General features: G+C 48.5%; 15 protein-coding genes and 4 tRNA genes. 1 reads left to right on the top strand and 18 read right to left on the bottom strand.

What is annotated here, in order from left to right; all coding sequences use genetic code 11:
• Positions 1-6 precede the first annotated feature (6 nt).
• The 17 genes from RBH76_01440 to RBH76_01360 form a co-directional block, all read right to left on the bottom strand.
• Positions 7-729, bottom strand: coding sequence for a GntR family transcriptional regulator (locus RBH76_01440; protein ID WMJ84112.1), 723 nt, complete (start codon positions 727-729; stop codon positions 7-9).
• Positions 730-1,581: 852 nt separating this feature from the next.
• The gene (locus tag RBH76_01435) at positions 1,582-2,325 is read right to left on the bottom strand and encodes a YebC/PmpR family DNA-binding transcriptional regulator (GenBank protein WMJ84111.1); all 744 of its coding nucleotides are present in this window, start codon (positions 2,323-2,325) and stop codon (positions 1,582-1,584) included.
• Between the two features lie 185 nt (positions 2,326-2,510).
• Positions 2,511-3,869: an MATE family efflux transporter gene (locus RBH76_01430; GenBank protein WMJ84110.1), complete on the bottom strand. Its 1,359-nt coding sequence runs from the start codon at positions 3,867-3,869 to the stop codon at positions 2,511-2,513.
• Positions 3,870-4,002: 133 nt separating this feature from the next.
• A tRNA-Gly gene (locus tag RBH76_01425) sits at positions 4,003-4,078 on the bottom strand.
• A gap of 3 nt (positions 4,079-4,081) precedes the next feature.
• Positions 4,082-4,157 (bottom strand) — tRNA-Phe (locus tag RBH76_01420).
• 68 nt (positions 4,158-4,225) lie between these two features.
• Positions 4,226-4,302, bottom strand: a tRNA-Asp gene (locus RBH76_01415).
• A gap of 5 nt (positions 4,303-4,307) precedes the next feature.
• Positions 4,308-4,383: transfer RNA gene (locus RBH76_01410), tRNA-Val, on the bottom strand.
• Positions 4,384-4,523: 140 nt separating this feature from the next.
• Positions 4,524-5,393: an Hsp33 family molecular chaperone HslO gene (gene hslO, locus RBH76_01405; protein WMJ84109.1), complete on the bottom strand. Its 870-nt coding sequence runs from the start codon at positions 5,391-5,393 to the stop codon at positions 4,524-4,526.
• Positions 5,394-5,397: 4 nt separating this feature from the next.
• Positions 5,398-6,144 (bottom strand): methyltransferase domain-containing protein, encoded by a 747-nt coding sequence (locus tag RBH76_01400; protein ID WMJ84108.1) that lies wholly within the window; start codon positions 6,142-6,144, stop codon positions 5,398-5,400.
• A complete protein-coding gene (locus tag RBH76_01395) occupies positions 6,131-6,430 on the bottom strand; it encodes a YerC/YecD family TrpR-related protein (protein ID WMJ84107.1) in 300 nt (99 codons plus the stop codon). Before RBH76_01395 ends, RBH76_01400 begins: the two co-directional genes overlap by 14 nt.
• 113 nt (positions 6,431-6,543) lie before the next feature.
• The gene (gene lysA / locus RBH76_01390; protein WMJ84106.1) at positions 6,544-7,842 is read right to left on the bottom strand and encodes a diaminopimelate decarboxylase; all 1,299 of its coding nucleotides are present in this window, start codon (positions 7,840-7,842) and stop codon (positions 6,544-6,546) included.
• A gap of 176 nt (positions 7,843-8,018) precedes the next feature.
• Positions 8,019-8,663, bottom strand: coding sequence for a ribosome biogenesis GTP-binding protein YihA/YsxC (gene yihA / locus RBH76_01385; protein WMJ84105.1), 645 nt, complete (start codon positions 8,661-8,663; stop codon positions 8,019-8,021).
• A 31-nt stretch (positions 8,664-8,694) separates the two neighbouring features.
• Positions 8,695-11,124 carry an endopeptidase La gene (gene lon, locus RBH76_01380; GenBank protein ID WMJ84104.1) on the bottom strand — a complete coding sequence of 810 codons (2,430 nt, stop codon included), beginning with the start codon at positions 11,122-11,124 and terminating at the stop codon, positions 8,695-8,697.
• 212 nt (positions 11,125-11,336) lie between these two features.
• Positions 11,337-12,656, bottom strand: coding sequence for an ATP-dependent Clp protease ATP-binding subunit ClpX (gene clpX, locus RBH76_01375; GenBank protein WMJ84103.1), 1,320 nt, complete (start codon positions 12,654-12,656; stop codon positions 11,337-11,339).
• A 58-nt stretch (positions 12,657-12,714) separates the two neighbouring features.
• Positions 12,715-13,296 carry an ATP-dependent Clp endopeptidase proteolytic subunit ClpP gene (gene clpP, locus RBH76_01370; GenBank protein ID WMJ84102.1) on the bottom strand — a complete coding sequence of 194 codons (582 nt, stop codon included), beginning with the start codon at positions 13,294-13,296 and terminating at the stop codon, positions 12,715-12,717.
• Between the two features lie 295 nt (positions 13,297-13,591).
• Positions 13,592-15,025, bottom strand: a complete 1,434-nt coding sequence (gene tig / locus RBH76_01365; protein WMJ84101.1) for a trigger factor — start codon at positions 15,023-15,025, stop codon at positions 13,592-13,594.
• A gap of 84 nt (positions 15,026-15,109) precedes the next feature.
• On the bottom strand, positions 15,110-15,793 hold the full coding sequence (locus RBH76_01360) for a metallophosphoesterase (protein ID WMJ84100.1): 684 nt from the start codon (positions 15,791-15,793) through the stop codon (positions 15,110-15,112).
• Positions 15,794-15,866: 73 nt separating this feature from the next.
• On the opposite strand from RBH76_01360, the gene RBH76_01355 reads away from it, so the two are divergent.
• A complete protein-coding gene (locus RBH76_01355; protein ID WMJ84099.1) occupies positions 15,867-16,070 on the top strand; it encodes a DUF1540 domain-containing protein in 204 nt (67 codons plus the stop codon).
• Between the two features lie 115 nt (positions 16,071-16,185).
• Here RBH76_01355 and thrC read toward each other — a convergent pair whose 3' ends face one another.
• The gene (gene thrC, locus RBH76_01350) at positions 16,186-17,682 is read right to left on the bottom strand and encodes a threonine synthase (protein WMJ84098.1); all 1,497 of its coding nucleotides are present in this window, start codon (positions 17,680-17,682) and stop codon (positions 16,186-16,188) included.
• Positions 17,683-17,686 lie beyond the last annotated feature (4 nt).

Raw genomic sequence — 17,686 nt, 5'->3', positions numbered from 1 at the left:
CCTCCCTTATTCTTGGGGAGGGTTATTGATTTTGCCCGTAACAGATATATTATCGTAAATAGCATTCATATGAATAGCTGTTGTATCGATATGCGATCTTACCGCCGAAATGCACGTGTTCAAATTATGCGCCTTGATTGCATTGAGAATTTTGGTATGCGCCTTGTATGCATCATCCACAATCTCTTTATTACAAAATAACTTGTATAACAAATCTTCTCTCAAGGAGCCTATCATGTTATTAATTTGTATGATCATGGGATTCTTGGTATAGGAAATTAACAAGTTATGAAATGCTTTATCCGCTTCAACATAGGCTTCTACCGGATAAGAGCCTGCCAAAACCTCAACAGACTTTTCTAAAGTAAAAATTAGGTCTTCGGGTATCTTATCGTATACCGCAATAATATTCCCTATCTCTATGACCCGCCTCAGCTCCAAGAAATACGCCATATTTTCTCTATTGGAGAAAAAGCCCATAAATTCAAAGAAATTTTTCGCAGTATGATCAACTATAAATGTTCCTTCGCCCTGACGTGATTCTACCACACCATAAGCAATCAGAATTTTTATACCTTCGCGCAAAGACGACCTTCCAACACATAGTTCTTTTGCTAAATCCGCCTCTTTGGGAAGCTTGTCGCCAGTTTTAAGCTCGCCGGATTGAATTTTGTATTTAATTGAATTTACAACCTGCATGGTTGCATTTACACGTTCTACTATTGGCATAGACGACTTCTCCTATAATGCATCATATCATCAGACTTTATAATTTATGAAAAGTATATGATTTAAATTAAAATTTGTCAAGAGTTTTTGACATTCTGATAATAACAATATTTATGCATTTATATTACAATATACAAAACATTGGACTTATTTTTTGAATCATTCAACAAATTTTTCAGCTATATTTATAGGGTTATAAAAAAGATTTGTGTATATTGATACAGTCTTATATTTAATATTTTTGTGTATTTTAATTTTTTTCTTATAAATTGATAATATTTTGCTGTTGCGAGAACCTAAAACAGCATCTGGCATGTTGCTATAATATGCAATTGAGAAGAAAAGAATTGACATCAAATCAAATTACTAAATTTTCTGTTACATTTATAGAAATAAAAAACAAATGGGGGTGATAGTATTTATTTGAAAAAAAGAAAAGTTCCGTCCTTGTGTGTTTCCTATTATACAAAAATTCTTAGATATTGTTTGCAAAGTTGAATAATGAAAGTTTAGCTCGCGATTGTACCCAAGACGCCTTCCTAGTTGCTTTAAAGAAAATTCAAATTATTGCGATAATCTTTAGTTATTCTCAATGTGTACTTTTTGATCTCACATTCAAATATGAACTCACAAATACAGTCTTTAAAAAGCATAAAAATCCCCCTTCAAACTGCTTAAAAACACAATTTAAAGAGGGAAATATTATTTGTTTCAAGTATGATATGACGTACAAATAGAAAAATAACCGTTCAGAAACGACAAATAGCTGTATATCTTGCTACGCAATGCATATGTCATTGTTCAAGATAATTTCAGTTACAAGAAAATCCGATAATCGCAGTGTAAAGCGGTTTATTCCTCTTCCTCCGGCATATCCCAGTTGTGATAGACCTCCTGTACGTCGTCATTCTCTTCTAATAAATCGATAAGCTTCTGCATTTTCAGCTGCATATCAGGGTCATCAATCTTGGTGTAGGTATTAGCCACATACTCCACTTCAGCGGAAGCAAAGTTATAACCCAGCGCCTCGAGTGCCACTCGAACATTACGTAGCTCATGCGGGTCGGTGGCAATTTCGATGCCTTCCTCCTCATACTTGATATCCAGTACGCCGTCGAGCATGGCATCCTCAAAAATTTTATCCTCCGAGATTTTGCCATCAGCGTTTTCAATCGCAATAATACCCTTTTGTTCAAACAAAAAGGAAACGCTGCCGCTCTGGCCAAGGTTACCGCCGCACTTGTCAAAATAGTGGCGCAAATCGCCCGCCGTGCGGTTGCGGTTATCTGTCAGCGCCTCTACCATTACAGCGATGCCACAGGGCCCGTAGCCCTCATAGGTCATCTCCTCATAATTGCTCTTGTCGCCGTCACCCATACACTTTTTGATCAATCGATCGATGTTGTCATTGGGGACATTGTTAGCCTTAGCCTTCGCGATTAGATCGCGGAGCTTGCCATTGACCGAAGGATCGCCTCCGCCCTCGCGCACAGCCACGGCAATTTCACGACCAATTTTCGTGAAAATGCTGGCACGCTTAGAATCAGTTGCTTCCTTCTTGCGCTTAATGGTACTCCATTTCGAATGTCCCGACATAAATAATCCCTCAAATCTCAGTATTCATATGATCTAATATCCGACAAAAGCTTGCAAGTGCATAAAACGACGAGCTGTCGGACATCACTTCGGTGTATTAATCGTATAAATATTATTATACCAAAAATAGCAGTCTTAGGAAAGCCTAAATCAAGATTTTCCTGCCAGCGCCGATTCTTAGGATTTTAACTGGCTGACTGCTGCAACTCGAGCCGTTTCCGCCATGCGTTTGATTTTAAGCGAATAATTGATGCCGCGCCGCGCACCAGCTCGTCTGCCGCCTTGGCGACCCAGATGCCCGCCAGTCCAAAACCCAAATGTACCCCCAGCAGATAGCCACCCATCACCGCGATAACCCAACCGCAGCTTGCGCCTATGACCACTGGGAATACTACGTCACCCGCTGCCACAAGAGTTCGCATCAGTACAATGTTGATTGCGCGCCCAATCTCTAAAAAGAACTCGATAAATATAATAGTTTTGCCCAACTCAAGGATATAGGGGTCCTTTGTGAAGATTGAAAAAAACGTATCGCTAAACAGATAAATCACACCGGTCAAACTAACCGACACGCCGATGGAAATCAAGGTCGTCTTCATGATGCGGTTGTTCACACGGTCGTACTGCCTGGCCCCTACCAAATAGCCTACCAATATCTGCGTCGCTTGCGCCAAGGCGATAACATAGATATATTCAATTTGCGATAGAATATTGCAATAGACTCTGGTCGCAATGACCACCGTGCCAAAACTGTTAACAAATCGAAGAATAAAAAGCTCTGAGAGGCTGTAAGAGGCCTCCTGAGCGCCGGATGGCAACCCTATGCCAAGCAGTTGGCGCAGCACATCAAACGGAAAGGGGCACAAATGCGCGCGCGATAAGCGCACATTAATCCGTCTGCGAAAGACTTGATAGATCAGCACGAGCCCCAACACCTTACTGATGTCGGTAGATATCGCCACACCAACCAAGCCCAATCGCGGCGCACCGAACAATCCGTTAATTAAAATGGCGTTGCCCATAATGTTGGCTATATTCATAATTACTGAAACAACCATCACCTCTTTGACGAGGCCATGGCTACGCAATATCGCAGCAAAGTTGGCGTACAGCCCCTGCACGATGATAAAGGCCCCCACAACCGCAAGGTAGGCATTCGCCTCACCCATAATCTCAGGCGGCACGCCCAACGCATTAAAGAGCTGCCTGCGTAGCCCCACCGCCACACCGGTCGCCAGCGCGCCGACCACCATAATCACCACCAGCGATACATTGCAGACCACCGTCACCTGGCGCGTATCCTTTGCACCCAATGCACGGCTGATAAGGATGGAGGTCGCAGCACTCATAACATTTAAAAAGATGATGATGATACCCATCATCTGGTTGCCGTTACCAATCGCCGCCACTGAGTTTTGAGAATACTGGCTAATCATGATCTGGTCGATATTGCCAACCAGCAACTGCAGCAGTAATTCCACAAAGATGGGCAGCGACATTCTAAAAACTAGCCGTGAAGAATCGCTGAATTCTGTATTTGGCATAGTTGATCCTCTCATGTTGATACAAAGGACTATTTTTTATAATAGTACTACAAAAGGCTTCTGTCTCCTTGTTAGTCGTAATATAAATCAATATGCTAAAAAGAAATACCACCCAGTCTGGGTGGTATTTCTATGGAGCGGGTTACGAGGCTCGAACTCGCTACCTCCACCTTGGCAAGGTGGCGCTCTACCAGATGAGCTAAACCCGCGGATGGTGCCTTCGGTCGGAATCGAACCAACGACACGAGGATTTTCAGTCCTCTGCTCTACCAACTGAGCTACAAAGGCAAAACCGGCGACTCGTTACCGAGCTCTATCCACAGACACGTTGTCTGCTCCGCCATGAATAGAGAAATTGGCGACCTGGATGGGACTCGAACCCACGACCTCTAGCGTGACAGGCTAGCGTTCTAACCAACTGAACTACCAGGCCATATGTGGTGGGAACAACAGGGCTCGAACCTGTGACCCTCTGCTTGTAAGGCAGATGCTCTCCCAGCTGAGCTATGCTCCCACAACGTTCGCACTTCAGCGACGATGATTATTTTATCGCAAAAGGGCGAATATGTCAACCCCTTTTTGAAATAATATTCACTTTTTTGCGATTAAATTTTTATTTTGCAGGAAAGAAGCGAAAAAGCGCATTCTAATGCGTTATTTTAGTAAATCCAACAGTTGTTGCTTTGTAAAGGCATAATTTTTTTCACAAAAATGGCATTCAACATTCGTTGTTTCTTGATCATTCGCAAGAAGGGACAGATCATCTCGTCCGAGACTGATTAGCACCCGCTCCACACGCTCACGCGAACAATCGCAACGGTAAGTGACTTCACGCTCTTCAATAACCTCGTACTCAAACCCAGCTAACACGCGGTCAAAAATATCCCGCCCGGTAAGACCCTCGCTAATCATGGTGGACACCGCCGCAACGGTGGGCAACGTCTTCTCAAGCTGCTCAATGGTGTCATCCCCTGCTCCGGGTAACAGCTGAAGCAGATATCCTCCCGCTGCCTGGACAGAAAGGTTGGGTGCTACCAGAACGCCCAGCGCACACACTGTAGGCACCTGCTCGGAGTTGGCAAAGAAATAGGTTAAATCATCCCCGATCTCACCTGTAACAATAGGCGAATAGCCAGTCTGCGGCTCGCCAACGCCAGAGTCTCGGATGACCGAGAGAAAGCCGTCAGTGCCAATTGCCCCGCCTACATCCAGCTTCCCGGCAGCGTTTAACGGCAATTCGACGACCGGATTTGACACCGAAACGCGCGCATTACCAAATGCGTCCGAAACGGCGATAACCGCCCCGGCCGGACCTTTGCCAGCGATGCGCAACGTAATGGTATCGGTGTCATTTTTAAGCGCGGCACCCATCATAGAAGCCGCTGTCATCAGCCGCCCTATGGCCGCCGTCACCGTCGCGGAGCTTTGATGTATCTGCTCGGCACGGTTACACATGTCGGTGGAGTCAAGTACCGTTGCCAAAATGGCCCCGTCGGTTGTGATGGCTCTAAGCAGCTTTCCCATAGGTTTACTTCCCCTTTTTAGTCACAAAAATATAGCGCTCTGAGGTATTATTCGGTGCATCAAAACCGTCGTCGGCATAAAGCGCCGTCAGCGTCAGCCCACAGTTTGTCAGCATATCCGTAATCTGTTCAAGCGCATAACCACGTTCACAAAAACTTTCTCCAGCGCGGGTATAGCGCCCGTCAGTCTCCCGCGTGAAAAAATCCAACGAAATTTCGGTCAACAGCGTCTCGTCAGTTTTGTTGCGCCAAACGCACACCGTGTCCCCTTCCTCATAAACATAGCAGTTGTCGGCCAACAGATGGCTGTGTTTATAGGGTGTGTTCATATCGAACACAAATACGCCCCCCGGTGCTAAAAACAACGATACGCGCGATAGCGCATGCCGCAGGGCACGCGGGTCGGTAAGATGATTTAAAGAATCCAACGCGCAGACACAGGCGTCTATTGTACCATAGAGATCCAGCGTCTCCATACGTTGGTTTAAAAATAAAATTTGCTCCCCAGCATCATATGCTTTTTGCTGTGCAAGTGAGAGCATCTGTGGCGATGCATCAACCGCGATAACTTCATAGCCGAGCTGAGAGAGCGCAATCGAAAGGCTGCCGGTGCCACACGCCAAATCGAGGAGCAATTTCTGCTCCCCGATGTGTGGTGCTATAATGCTGTTGAAGTATGCAGCGCGCTTTTTATAGTCCACAGGCTTGATGAACCTATCATAAAACGGCGCAAACGCATTATATGAGGCCATCCTTCTCCAGCCTTTCAAAAATGATCTTGTAACCATCGCATCCATAATTGAGCGAGCGGTTCACACGGCTGATGGTCGCGGTGGAAGCGCCTGTTTTTGCCACAATATCGCTGTACACCTTGCCCTCCGAAAGCATTGAAGCCACCTGCAAACGCTGAGTAAGCGCTTTGAGCTCCTGCACGGTGCACAGATCATCAAAGAAGTTGTAGCATTCCTCCATGTTGTTCAGGCGCAGAATCGCCTCAAACAAAAACTCGACGTTCATTTCTTTCAGGCGTGGATTCATATAATTACCTCCAAGATTTTTGTTGGTGTAATACTGCCGCAGCGCATATAGGTGTAATTATATTTTACCACTTCACAATGTAAAAGCAAGACCCATTACCAAAATAAACACAATTAAAGATCGTTTCTCACTAAATCCTCAAGGTTTTCACGTCGGATAATCTCGCGGGCTTCTCCATCACGCACCATAACGGCTGCAGGTCTGGGCACACGGTTATAGTTGGAGGCCATCGAATAGTTATAAGCACCGGTTGCCAGCACGGCGATAATATCGCCAACCTTTGGGGACTGAATCGCCATACCTTCACCGACAAGGTCGCCACTCTCGCAGCAACGTCCAGCAATGGTCACAACAGCGTCCTTAGGGGTGTTGGCACGATTGGCCAGCACCACATCGTACTTGGACTGATACAGGATATAGCGGGGATTGTCGGTCATACCACCATCCACCGAGACATAGGTGCGCACGTTGGGGATATTCTTAACACCACCAACCGTGTACAGAGTGATACCAGCGGGTCCCACGACCGAACGGCCGGGCTCAATAGCAATGAAGGGAATCTCCATACCCTTCTCCGCGCAGGCCTTGTGAACCGACTTCGAAACCCTCTCCATGTAGTCCATGTATGGTACCGGATCGTTTTCAGGCACATATTTGATGCCAAAGCCACCACCGAGATTTAATTCAGTGAGAGCAAGCCCAGTCTCGTCTTTAATTTGTGCCATAAATCCGATCATGACCTCGGCCGCCAACTCAAAAGGCGCAATATCAAAAATCTGTGAGCCGATATGGCAGTGCAGGCCCTTTAAAGAGACACCCTTGTGCTGCAGAATATAACGCACAGCCTCAAGCGCCTCGCCCGTTTCTAATGCAAAGCCGAATTTAGAGTCAATCTGACCGGTGCGGATAAAGTCGTGAGTATGTGCATCGATACCAGGCTTGACGCGAATGAGAATCGGCACAACCTTATTCTGAGAAATGGCAATTTCAGAAAGTCGCTCAAGCTCTATGAGGTTATCCACCACAATGCGCCCGATATCATGCTCAACCGCATAGACAAGCTCCTCAACGGTCTTGTTGTTACCGTGGTAGAAAATCTTATCAGCGGGGAAGCCAACGCTCAGCGCCGTATAAAGCTCACCAAGAGAAACGACGTCAATGCCGCACCCTTCGTCATTAGCGATGCGATACATCTCTTTACATGCGAATGCCTTGCTGGCGTAGGCCACGATGCCCTTACCTTCGTAATGTTTCTTGATGGAATCGTTATACTGGCGCAACGTTTTGCGCACAGTAGCCTCGTCATATACATAAAGCGGTGTGCCAAAAGTGCGCGCAAGCTCTACCGTGTCCATAGACCCAATAGTAAGATGCCCCGCTTCATTGATGTTCAGGCATTCAGATACAAACATTGTCATTCCTCCATGTCGTGAATTATGCTGATGTACCATTAAAAGTTGACTAGATTAAGCGAGCAGATTTTTTGCCTTGCAAGAACCGATGCGCAATGAAATATCTGCAGCAAAAATTAGTTTTTTAATAGAATATCAGTTTTAAAATATAATCCGCTGCGAAAAAGCAGGGAGTGTCAACAGTTTGGGTTTTCCTCGCCGCAGCATTCCGGGGCGGCTTCTTCCCCTGCGTCATCGGTATCGACGACAATATCGGCAATAATGTCGCGCAGGGCTTCTATCCCCTCGCCCGTCTCGGAAGAAACGGGCAGCATGGTAATTTCATTACCACAGGGCAACTCATCAACAAAAGCCTTCAAACGCTCTTTGCGCTTGGTGTTGTTGAGCTTGTCCGATTTAGTCAACAGCACAATAAACGGCGTTTCACTCTCGATAAGATAATTCGCCATTGTAATATCGTCCGTCGAGGGGGTATGCCGCATATCTACAAGTAAAAATACCAACGCAATATCGCGATCCTGTGCAAAATAGCCGCCGATCAGCTCGTCCCACCGCCGCCGCTCGCCCTTTGCGACCTTGGCGTAGCCATAGCCCGGCAGATCGACAAATCGAACGTCGTCCAGGCGGTAAAAATTGATGGTGGCGGTTTTACCAGGCATGGAGCTTACACGGGCAAGCGCCTTGCGGTTAAAAAGCTTATTGAGCAGCGAGGATTTTCCAGCGTTGGAGCGGCCCGTAAACACAAATTCCGGACAATCGCAGGGGACGAGCTGCGAAGAAAGCCCGAAAGCTCGTTCAAAGATGACCTTGTTATAATTCATGTGGGAACGCTCCTTGTCTTACAATATTAATTCAGCAGGTGACGGGGTGGCGCGGTGTACTCTTAGCCTCAGAAAGCAGATTCACCGCATACTCCTCCTCCGAAAGGGTGGGTACGGGAGCCGGCATAACGGAAAGTGCTACAGGCAAAACATCACCGATGCTGCGCGCAGGCACAAAACGAATAGCCTTTTTTACCGCGCTATCCAATTCATCAATATCCGGCTCGTTATCCGCCGGAATAACGACGGTCTTGATATTATTGCGCAGCGCCGCCATCGTTTTTTCACGCAGGCCGCCAATCGGTAGCACACGGCCGCGCAACGTCATTTCGCCAGTCATCGCGACGTCAAACTTTACAGGAATATCGGCCAGCGCCGAAAGCAGAGCGGTACAGATGGTAATGCCCGCCGAGGGGCCGTCCTTAGGCACCGCGCCCTCCGGCACATGAATGTGAATATCCTTATCTTTATGGAACGTGCGGCTGATGCCATAGGCATCGGCGTGGGCACGCAGATAGCTCACCGCTGCCTGAGCCGATTCCTTCATCACGTCACCGAGCTTTCCGGTCAGCTCCAGCTTGCCGGTACCGTCTAAGATGGCAACCTCCACCTGTAGCATCTCACCGCCAACTGAGGTCCATGCCAAGCCATTGACTACACCGACCTCATCGCGGTTTGCGAGGGCATCGGGGTAATATTTCTTCGGCCCCAGGAGATCGCCGAGGTTGGATAGGGTGACAATGACCTGTTTGGCCTCCTTTGCGACGATGCGTTTGGCGCATTTTCTGAACACCGAGGCACAGCTTCGCTCCAAACGTCTCACACCCGATTCGCGAGTGTAGCTGTCTATAATAGTATACAGCGCTTCGTCGGTTATTCTGGCCTGACGACCGTTGAGCCCGTGACGCTCGCGCTGTTTCGGAATCAAATAATCCTTGGCAATATGGAACTTCTCTTCGCGGGTATAGCTCGAAAGCTCTATGACCTCCATACGGTCGTAAAGCGGAGCAGGAATCATATCCGCACTGTTCGCGGTTGCGACAAACATAACGTCCGACAAATCGAACGGCAGCTCAACAAAGTGGTCGCGGAATGCGTGGTTCTGCTCGGAATCAAGCACCTCAAGCAACGCGGACGAGGGATCACCCTTGTAGTCGCCGCCGAGCTTATCGACCTCATCAAGCAGCATAAGCGGATTTCGGCTACCCGCGCGGCGCATCGCGTCAATGATGCGTCCAGGCATCGAGCCTATGTAGGTCTTACGATGTCCGCGTATGTCCGATTCATCCTTAACGCCGCCGAGTGAGATGCGCACATAGTCGCGTCCCGTAGCCTTGGCGATTGACTTAGCAATTGAGGTTTTACCGACGCCGGGCGGCCCGACCAGACAGAGAATCTGCCCCTTGATATTAGGGGCCAGCGCACGCACTGCAATCGATTCAAGCACGCGCTCCTTGATCTTTTCCATACCATAGTGGTCATGGTTGAGAATTTTTTGAGCCTGTGCAATGTCGGACTTCACTGGCTTTAGCGAGTTCCACGGCAACTCCAAACAGGTGTCAAGATAGCCGCGTATCACCGCCGCTTCCTGCGAGCTGCCCGGCATCTTGCCCAGACGATTGACCTCTTTGGTCAACTTCTCGCGCACCTCATCCGAAACCTTTAGTGCATCTATTTTTTCAAAATAAGTGTTAATCTCATTTTCGGGCGAATCATCCTCACCCAGTTCTTCAGAAATGACTTTCATCTGCTCACGCAGATAATAATCCTTCTGGTTGCGATCCACCCGGCTTTTCACTTTTTCATAAATGCCAGCCTCAAGCCGGAGAATTTCATTTTCATTCTCAAATATCTCGGCAAGAATTTCAAGTCTGCGCAATAGATTCGACTGCTCCAATACCTCCTGCTTTTCTTCAACAGGAAGCGGCACATTTCCCGCAATATACTCCGAGAGTAGCGCGGGATCCTCCGACATCATCACGCCGAGCACCAGCTCCTTTGGCATCTTGGGTGAAAGCTCACAATATTCCTGGAACAGATTTTTTACGGTTCGAATCAGTGCGCTAGCCATATCCTGAGACGCAGCCGGTAGCCGTCGTGTCGGGAACGCCCGAATATCGGCAATGAAATACGGTTCTTCCTGCCGAATACGCAGCATTTTGGCACGATACAATCCCTCGGCCATGACACGCAACCCGCTGCCTTGCACGCGGATCACCTGCTGAACCTGTGCAACAACGCCGACCTGGTATAAATCCTTCGGGCCAGGGTTGTCATCTTGTACATCGGACTGTGCGGTCAGAAAAATTCTGCGGTCGTTTTCCATCGCGTGGTTTAATGCCAGGATGGACTTTTCTCGGCCGATATCAAAATGAAGCACCATCTTCGGAAAAAGCACCAAACCACGTAGCGCAATGGCTGGCATCGTCTGGTTTTGCAATACTGTTTTTTTCTCTTTCAAAGTGGGCACCTCCTTATTTTCTTCTTTAAATTTAACAGCCCACTAAGCTGTTAAAATATTATACTAAATAACTCGTGAATTTTTCAAGTGTTATAAATTACAAAAAGACCCTTCGTTGGATTCCCAACTGCCGTCGCATCGTTGCACATGGGGTCTCCTCCGAAGGGTCTCGCCATTACATTTAAGCTTGCAACAAGTTGGTAGTGGCTATGTTAAGAAGCCGTTCCGGCGTTGCGCGCTCTAGGTTTTTTAGGGGGCGGCAGCAGCGGCTGCGCGGGTTCCTCGGTCAGTAACCGGTCCGGATTTCTATAAATGGCAGGTTCGCCGGTTTTGTTGATGCAACCTTTATTGATAACCACACGCTCAATCGTGCGATCAGAGGGTGTGTCAAACATCAGCTTACCTAGTACGCCTTCAAGAATGCCACGCAGACCACGCGCACCAATCTTGCGCTCAATGGCAAGCCGTGCAACCTCACGGTAGGCATCCGGTTCAAATTCCAACGCAATATTATCAAGCTCAAATAGACGCTGATACTGCTTGATCATCGAGTTTTTCGGCTCAAGCAAAATGCGCACCAGCGCTTCTTCATCCAATGAATGCAGTGACGTGATAACCGGCAGACGCCCGATCAGCTCGGGGATCAACCCAAAACGAACCAAGTCCTGTGGGATGAGCTTTTGCATCATCTCGTCGGTCTGTTCTTTTGAGCGAACATCAGCACCAAAACCCATCGTTGTGGTAGCGACGCGCTTTTCGATGATCTTGTCAACGCCCTCAAAGGCACCACCGCAGATAAACAAAATGTTGGAGGTATCGATCTGGATAAACTCCTGCTGCGGATGTTTACGCCCACCCTGCGGCGGCACATTTGCCACAGTGCCCTCCAAAATTTTCAGGAGTGCCTGTTGCACACCCTCACCCGAGACATCGCGGGTGATGGAAGGATTTTCACTCTTGCGTGAAATCTTGTCAATCTCATCAATATAGATAATGCCGTGCTGCGCCTTCTGGACGTCGAAATCTGCCGCCTGAATCAGTCGCAGCAGAATATTCTCAACATCCTCACCGACATAACCAGCTTCAGTGAGCGTGGTCGCGTCGGCGATAGCAAACGGCACGCCCAGCATCTTAGCCAACGTTTGCGCCAACAGCGTTTTACCGGTTCCGGTAGGCCCTAGCAACAGAATATTGCTTTTTTGTAATTCGATATTGCCTGCTCCACCAAAATAGATGCGCTTATAGTGGTTATAAACGGCCACCGACAACGCAACTTTTGCCTCGTTTTGGCCGATGACATATTCGTCAAGGCCTTCCTTTATCTGGGCGGGCTTGAGAAGCACCGGCTGAGCCTCAGGCTTTTGGTTCTTCTTGCGGCGCATAATGCCGTTTTCTTCTTCAAGAACGCTAACGCACAGATCGATGCACTCGTTGCAGATGCAAACCCCCGGGCCTGCAATCATGCGGCTAACCTGATCCTGTGGTTTGCCGCAAAAAGAGCAGCGCAGTGGCTTGTTATCTTCTCTTGCCATGTCGTTCTCCTAACTAAAGTGGTATTGGGCGACGCTAATGCCACCCTTGGCGCTCAATTTAGCGCCGGGCGATTACTTTGTCAATCAGACCGTAGGCTTGCGCCTCAGAGGCGGACATAAAGTTATCGCGCTCAGTGTCGCGCTCAATGACTTCTAACGGCTGGCCGGTCTGCTCGCTCATCATGCGGTTGAGGCGATTTTTGATCTTGATGATCCACTCGGCATGAATTTTAATATCACTCGCCTGACCCTTGGCACCACCCAAGGGCTGGTGAATCATAATCTCGGCATTCGGTAGCGCAATACGCTTGCCCTTGGCGCCCGAAGAAAGCAAAAATGCACCCATCGAGGCCGCAAGACCTACGCATATAGTTGAGACGTCGCACTTAATATAGTTCATAGTATCATAGATCGCCATACCGGCGGTAACTGAGCCACCCGGCGAGTTAATATACAGATGAATATCCTTATCGGGGTCCTGCCCCTCTAAGAATAACAGTTGTGCGACCACCAAACTTGCGGTAGTATCGTTGACCTCATCACAAAGCATAATAATGCGGTCGTTTAACAAACGAGAAAAAATGTCATATGCGCGTTCACCGCGGTTGGTTTGTTCTATAACGGTTGGAACTAGTGCCATAATAAAAACACCTCCTGTTATTATGTATAAAAGCTACAGCACAAAACACTTAAAAACCCGGCATCAAAACGGCCAACGCCGTTTTTATACTGTTCTCCTATCAAAGAGACAACAAAGCTTGTGCAGAGATTTGTCCTGCAAAGGTGGGAAGGCCAGCGGGCTGGTGCCCACGGCCTTTAATGCCACCGATAAACGAATTTTTGACCGCAATGATGTCTATTCTTTTGTACGAGAACCGTATGTTTGCACGGGTTTTCAGGCGTCCTTACTGTAAAGTTTATGAGGTGTGAAAACCTTATTCGGCTTCAGTGTCAGCCTTGGCCTTTCGGGTTCTCTTGGGCTTGGGCGCTTCTGCACCGTCGTCAGCTGCCTTCTTGGTGGTCTTCTTGGCGGCCTTGGGCTTTTGCGCGACCTTTTCCTCAGCTTTGGGCTCAGCTGTAGCTGCTTCCACAACGGTAACAGCAGCACTTTCAGTGACTGTCTCAAGTGCCTTGCGGCAGGCAATATCAGCCACAAGCTCTTTTTCTCTGATAGCGCCACGGATCTTCTCAATGTCCATGTGGTAATGCTCAGCAAGCTTCTGATACTCGTCAGCAATGTCCTTTTCGTCAGGCACGATGTTCTCAGCAGCGGCAATCGCCTCCATCGCCAAGCGGGTCTTGACCTGATTCTCAGCCTGGGTACGGAAGGTCTCGCGGAACTTCTCTTCGGTTTCACCGGTATAGCGCATGAAGTCCTGAATGCTCAGACCCTGCTGGCTCATTCTCATGCCAAAATCCTGCACCAGTTCGTTGATACGGTTTTCGATCATGCAATCGGGAATTTCAACGGTCATATCGGCAACAACCTGCTCAAGCAGCTTGTTTTCAACCTCGGCTTCGGCTTTGCTTTGTGCAGCCTCAGTCAAGCGCTTTTTAATATCTTCCTTATAGGCAGCGATGGTGTCAAATTCGCTGATATCTTTAGCGAATTCATCGTCCACTTCGGGCAGCTCGCGTTCTTTGAGATCGTTGAGCTTCACCTTGAATAAGGCGGGCTTGCCTGCTAGGCTGCTTTCACCATATCCCTCGGGGAAGGTGACGTTGACATCAAACTCGTCGCCGATATTTTTGCCCACAATCTGCTCCTCAAAGCCGGGGATAAAGCTACCAGAGCCCAAGGTGAGCGGATATTTCTCACCCTTGCCGCCCTCAAAGGCAACGCCGTCAGAAAAGCCCTCAAAGTCAATTTCGGCAATGTCGCCTTCCTGAGCTGCGCGTCCCTCAACGGTGATAACACGGGCATATTTTTCACGCATCTGCGCAATCTGCTCTTCAATCTGCTCTTCGGTTACAGGAGGAACGGTTTTATCAACCGAAAGACCCTTGTACTTGCCAAGTGTCGCAACCGGTCTGGTGGTCACGGTTGCTTTGAAGGTAAAGCCCTCTTCATCAGCGCTGAGCACTTCAACTTCAGCGGAATCGACCGGCGTAATGCCTGCTTCGTCCACAGCCTCGGAGTAGGCGGCGGGGTACAGTGCATTCATCGCCTCGTCAAGGAACATGCCCTTGCCATAGAGCTTTTCAACCATGGCACGAGGTGCCTTGCCCTTGCGAAAGCCAGGGACGGTAATGCTTTTCATATTCTTGCGGTAAGCGGCCTCAACAGCCTGCGCAAACTGCTCGCCCTTGACCTCAACGGTGAGCTCTGCACGGTTGGTTTCCACCTTTTTAGATGATACCAGAGACATTAATTTCTTCCTCCTGTTTGTATACATTTACATCTTAGCATTATATCACAATTTTAACAAAAATACTATTAAAAACTTATGAATTCAAAGCCTTTTCAGGCAGAATCTGAGATGGTCGGCAGACACAAGCGCAAATTCAATACCGAGATATTTCCCCTCAAAGGCCTGCGCGCAGGCCGCACCGTGTAAATGACCATAAAAGCAGCGTTTAACACCGTACTCCCGCAGCAAATCGATGATGCCACCTGAGATACCATTGCCGAAAACCGGCGGATAGTGCAAGAAGACGACCGGCTCTAGCCCCGTCGGCTTGGCAGCCTCCAGCGAGGCTTTCAACCTGCCCTCTTCGCGCGCGGTCACCTTCTGGTCGTGCGGGGTTGAGTCCTCCAGCATCCAGCCCCGGGTACCACAGATGGCAATATCGCCGACCGCAACACAGCTATTATGGAGAATCGACAACGTACTTAAACCCCGGCTTTCAAAAAAAGCCTCCATCTTGCGGCGGCTGTTCCACCAATAGTCATGATTCCCCTTTAAAATCACCTTTTTGCCAGGAAGTGCCTCAATATATTCAAAGTCGGCGGCGGCTTCCTGCAGCGTCATTCCCCAGGAAATATCTCCAGCCAGTACAACAGTATCTGAATCCGACACTTGAGACTTCCAATTTTCTGTTATTTCTTCAACATAATTTTTCCACCCAGGAAAAATATCCATCGGTTTATTACAGGCAATAGAAAGATGAAGATCACCCATCGTAAAAATTGACATATGGCCTCCTGTTGGAATAATCTAAACCGCGCGGCAGATACTGTTTTTAGCCTGATTTAAGGAGGTGAAATTCATGCGCGAAAGCGAACACAAAAATAACATTTATTGCGATGTTGTCAACTGCGCTTATAATGATGATCTTTGTCATTGCACCGCTCCTACGGTAGAAGTGGGTACGGCCGCCGCCAACAGCTGTACAGCAAGCTGCAGCGGCGAAACACAGTGCGCCACATTCCGGCCAAAAACGCCGTATAAATCCGGCTATCAGGCAGTATAACCGAGGCTTTCTCTGCTTCGGGCGATTGATGTCGAGCGTTCAGTTACCGTTGATGCGGTTTTGAACGCCCGACGTTTTTATGGCATTGCCACGGCAGTTTTAATACCAAAACAGGCTATTTGATGTTAGAGGCAAACGCCTCGATCTCCTCCGGCATTTTGCTGGGCAGAATGACCTTTGAAAACCGGATTTTTTTGTTTTCAAGCGCTTCAATACTTTCGGGAACCGGCACGCCGGTATTTTTTGCAAGCATTCGTACCGCTGCAAACTCGTCAGCTGGTTGTGCAACACCCAACGCTTTGAGCACGCTTCCGGCAAATTTGAAGGGAGAAGCGGTTGAAACAATAACTGTTGGCAGCGTATCACCAGTGGCCGCCTTATAGTCATCATAAACACCCAACGCAACAGCAGTATGGGGGTCGACAAGATAACCGACGTCCTCCAGCGTCTTTTTAATGACGGTCTCACATCTTGCATCATCAATATAACCGCCCCAGAAATCCTCAGTCAGACGCGTCTTCATTCCGTCGTCAATCGCATAGCGGCGCTCAGTAGAAAGCTTCTCCATCATATCGCGCACACGGTCGCTGTCACGATCGGTCAGCTCAAACAGCAGGCGCTCAAGGTTGGACGAAACGAGAATATCCATCGAGGGAGAAAGAGTGGTGAAAAATTCGCGGTTGGCGTCATAGACACCATCATTAATAAAATCGGTCAGCACGTTATTGCTGTTGGATGCGCAAATCAGTTTATTAACCGGCAGCCCCATCTTCTTGGCGTAATAACCCGCCAGAATGTTACCGAAGTTTCCAGTGGGCACAACAAAGTTTACCGGGTCACCCTGCTTGATGCACTCGCATCCAACCATGTCGGCATAGGCCGAGAAATAGTAGACAATCTGCGGCACAAGGCGTCCCCAGTTGATGGAGTTGGCCGAAGAAAACACCGTGTTGTGCGCTGCCAAGCGCTCAATGATTTGCTTGTTGGTAAAAATCTTTTTAACCTCGGTCTGCGCGTTATCAAAATTACCTTCGATCGCATAAACCGCCACGTTTTCTCCCCGCTGCGTCGCCATCTGCAGCTGCTGCATCGGGCTGACGCCTTCATTGGGGTAAAAAACAGCAATCTTGATGCCCTTGACATCGCAAAAGCCCTCCAACGCCGCCTTGCCGGTATCGCCGGAGGTCGCCACCAGAATCATGATCTGCTTGCCATCCAGTGCGCGCTTTGCGGCGGGTACCATCAATCGCGGCAGCAATTGCAGCGCCATATCCTTAAAGGCACAGGTGGGGCCATGCCAAAGTTCCAACACAAATCGTCCATCCGACAAATCGGAAAGCGGTGCCGCCCAATCCTCTTCATACACCCCGTTGGTGTAAGCGCCGGTAACAGCCGAGCGCAGCTCCTCCGCGGTGAAATCGGTTAAAAACAGAGAAAGCACCTGCTCGGCACGATCGGGATATTCCTTTTCGAGCAGATCAGTCAGCCATGCCTTATCCACGCTCGGTAAAGCACCGGGAACGTAAAGCCCTCCCTCCGGCGAAATGCCGTTGGCGATTGCAAAGGATGAGGATACCGAAAGTGTTTTATCTCTTGTGCTGGTGTATTGCATAATC

The sequence above is a fragment of the Oscillospiraceae bacterium MB24-C1 genome, from assembly GCA_030913685.1.
Classification (GTDB): Bacteria; Bacillota; Clostridia; order Oscillospirales; family Ruminococcaceae; genus Yanshouia.
The sequence above is the reverse complement of the archived record's forward strand: the minus strand, read 5'-3'. Positions and strand labels throughout refer to the sequence as shown.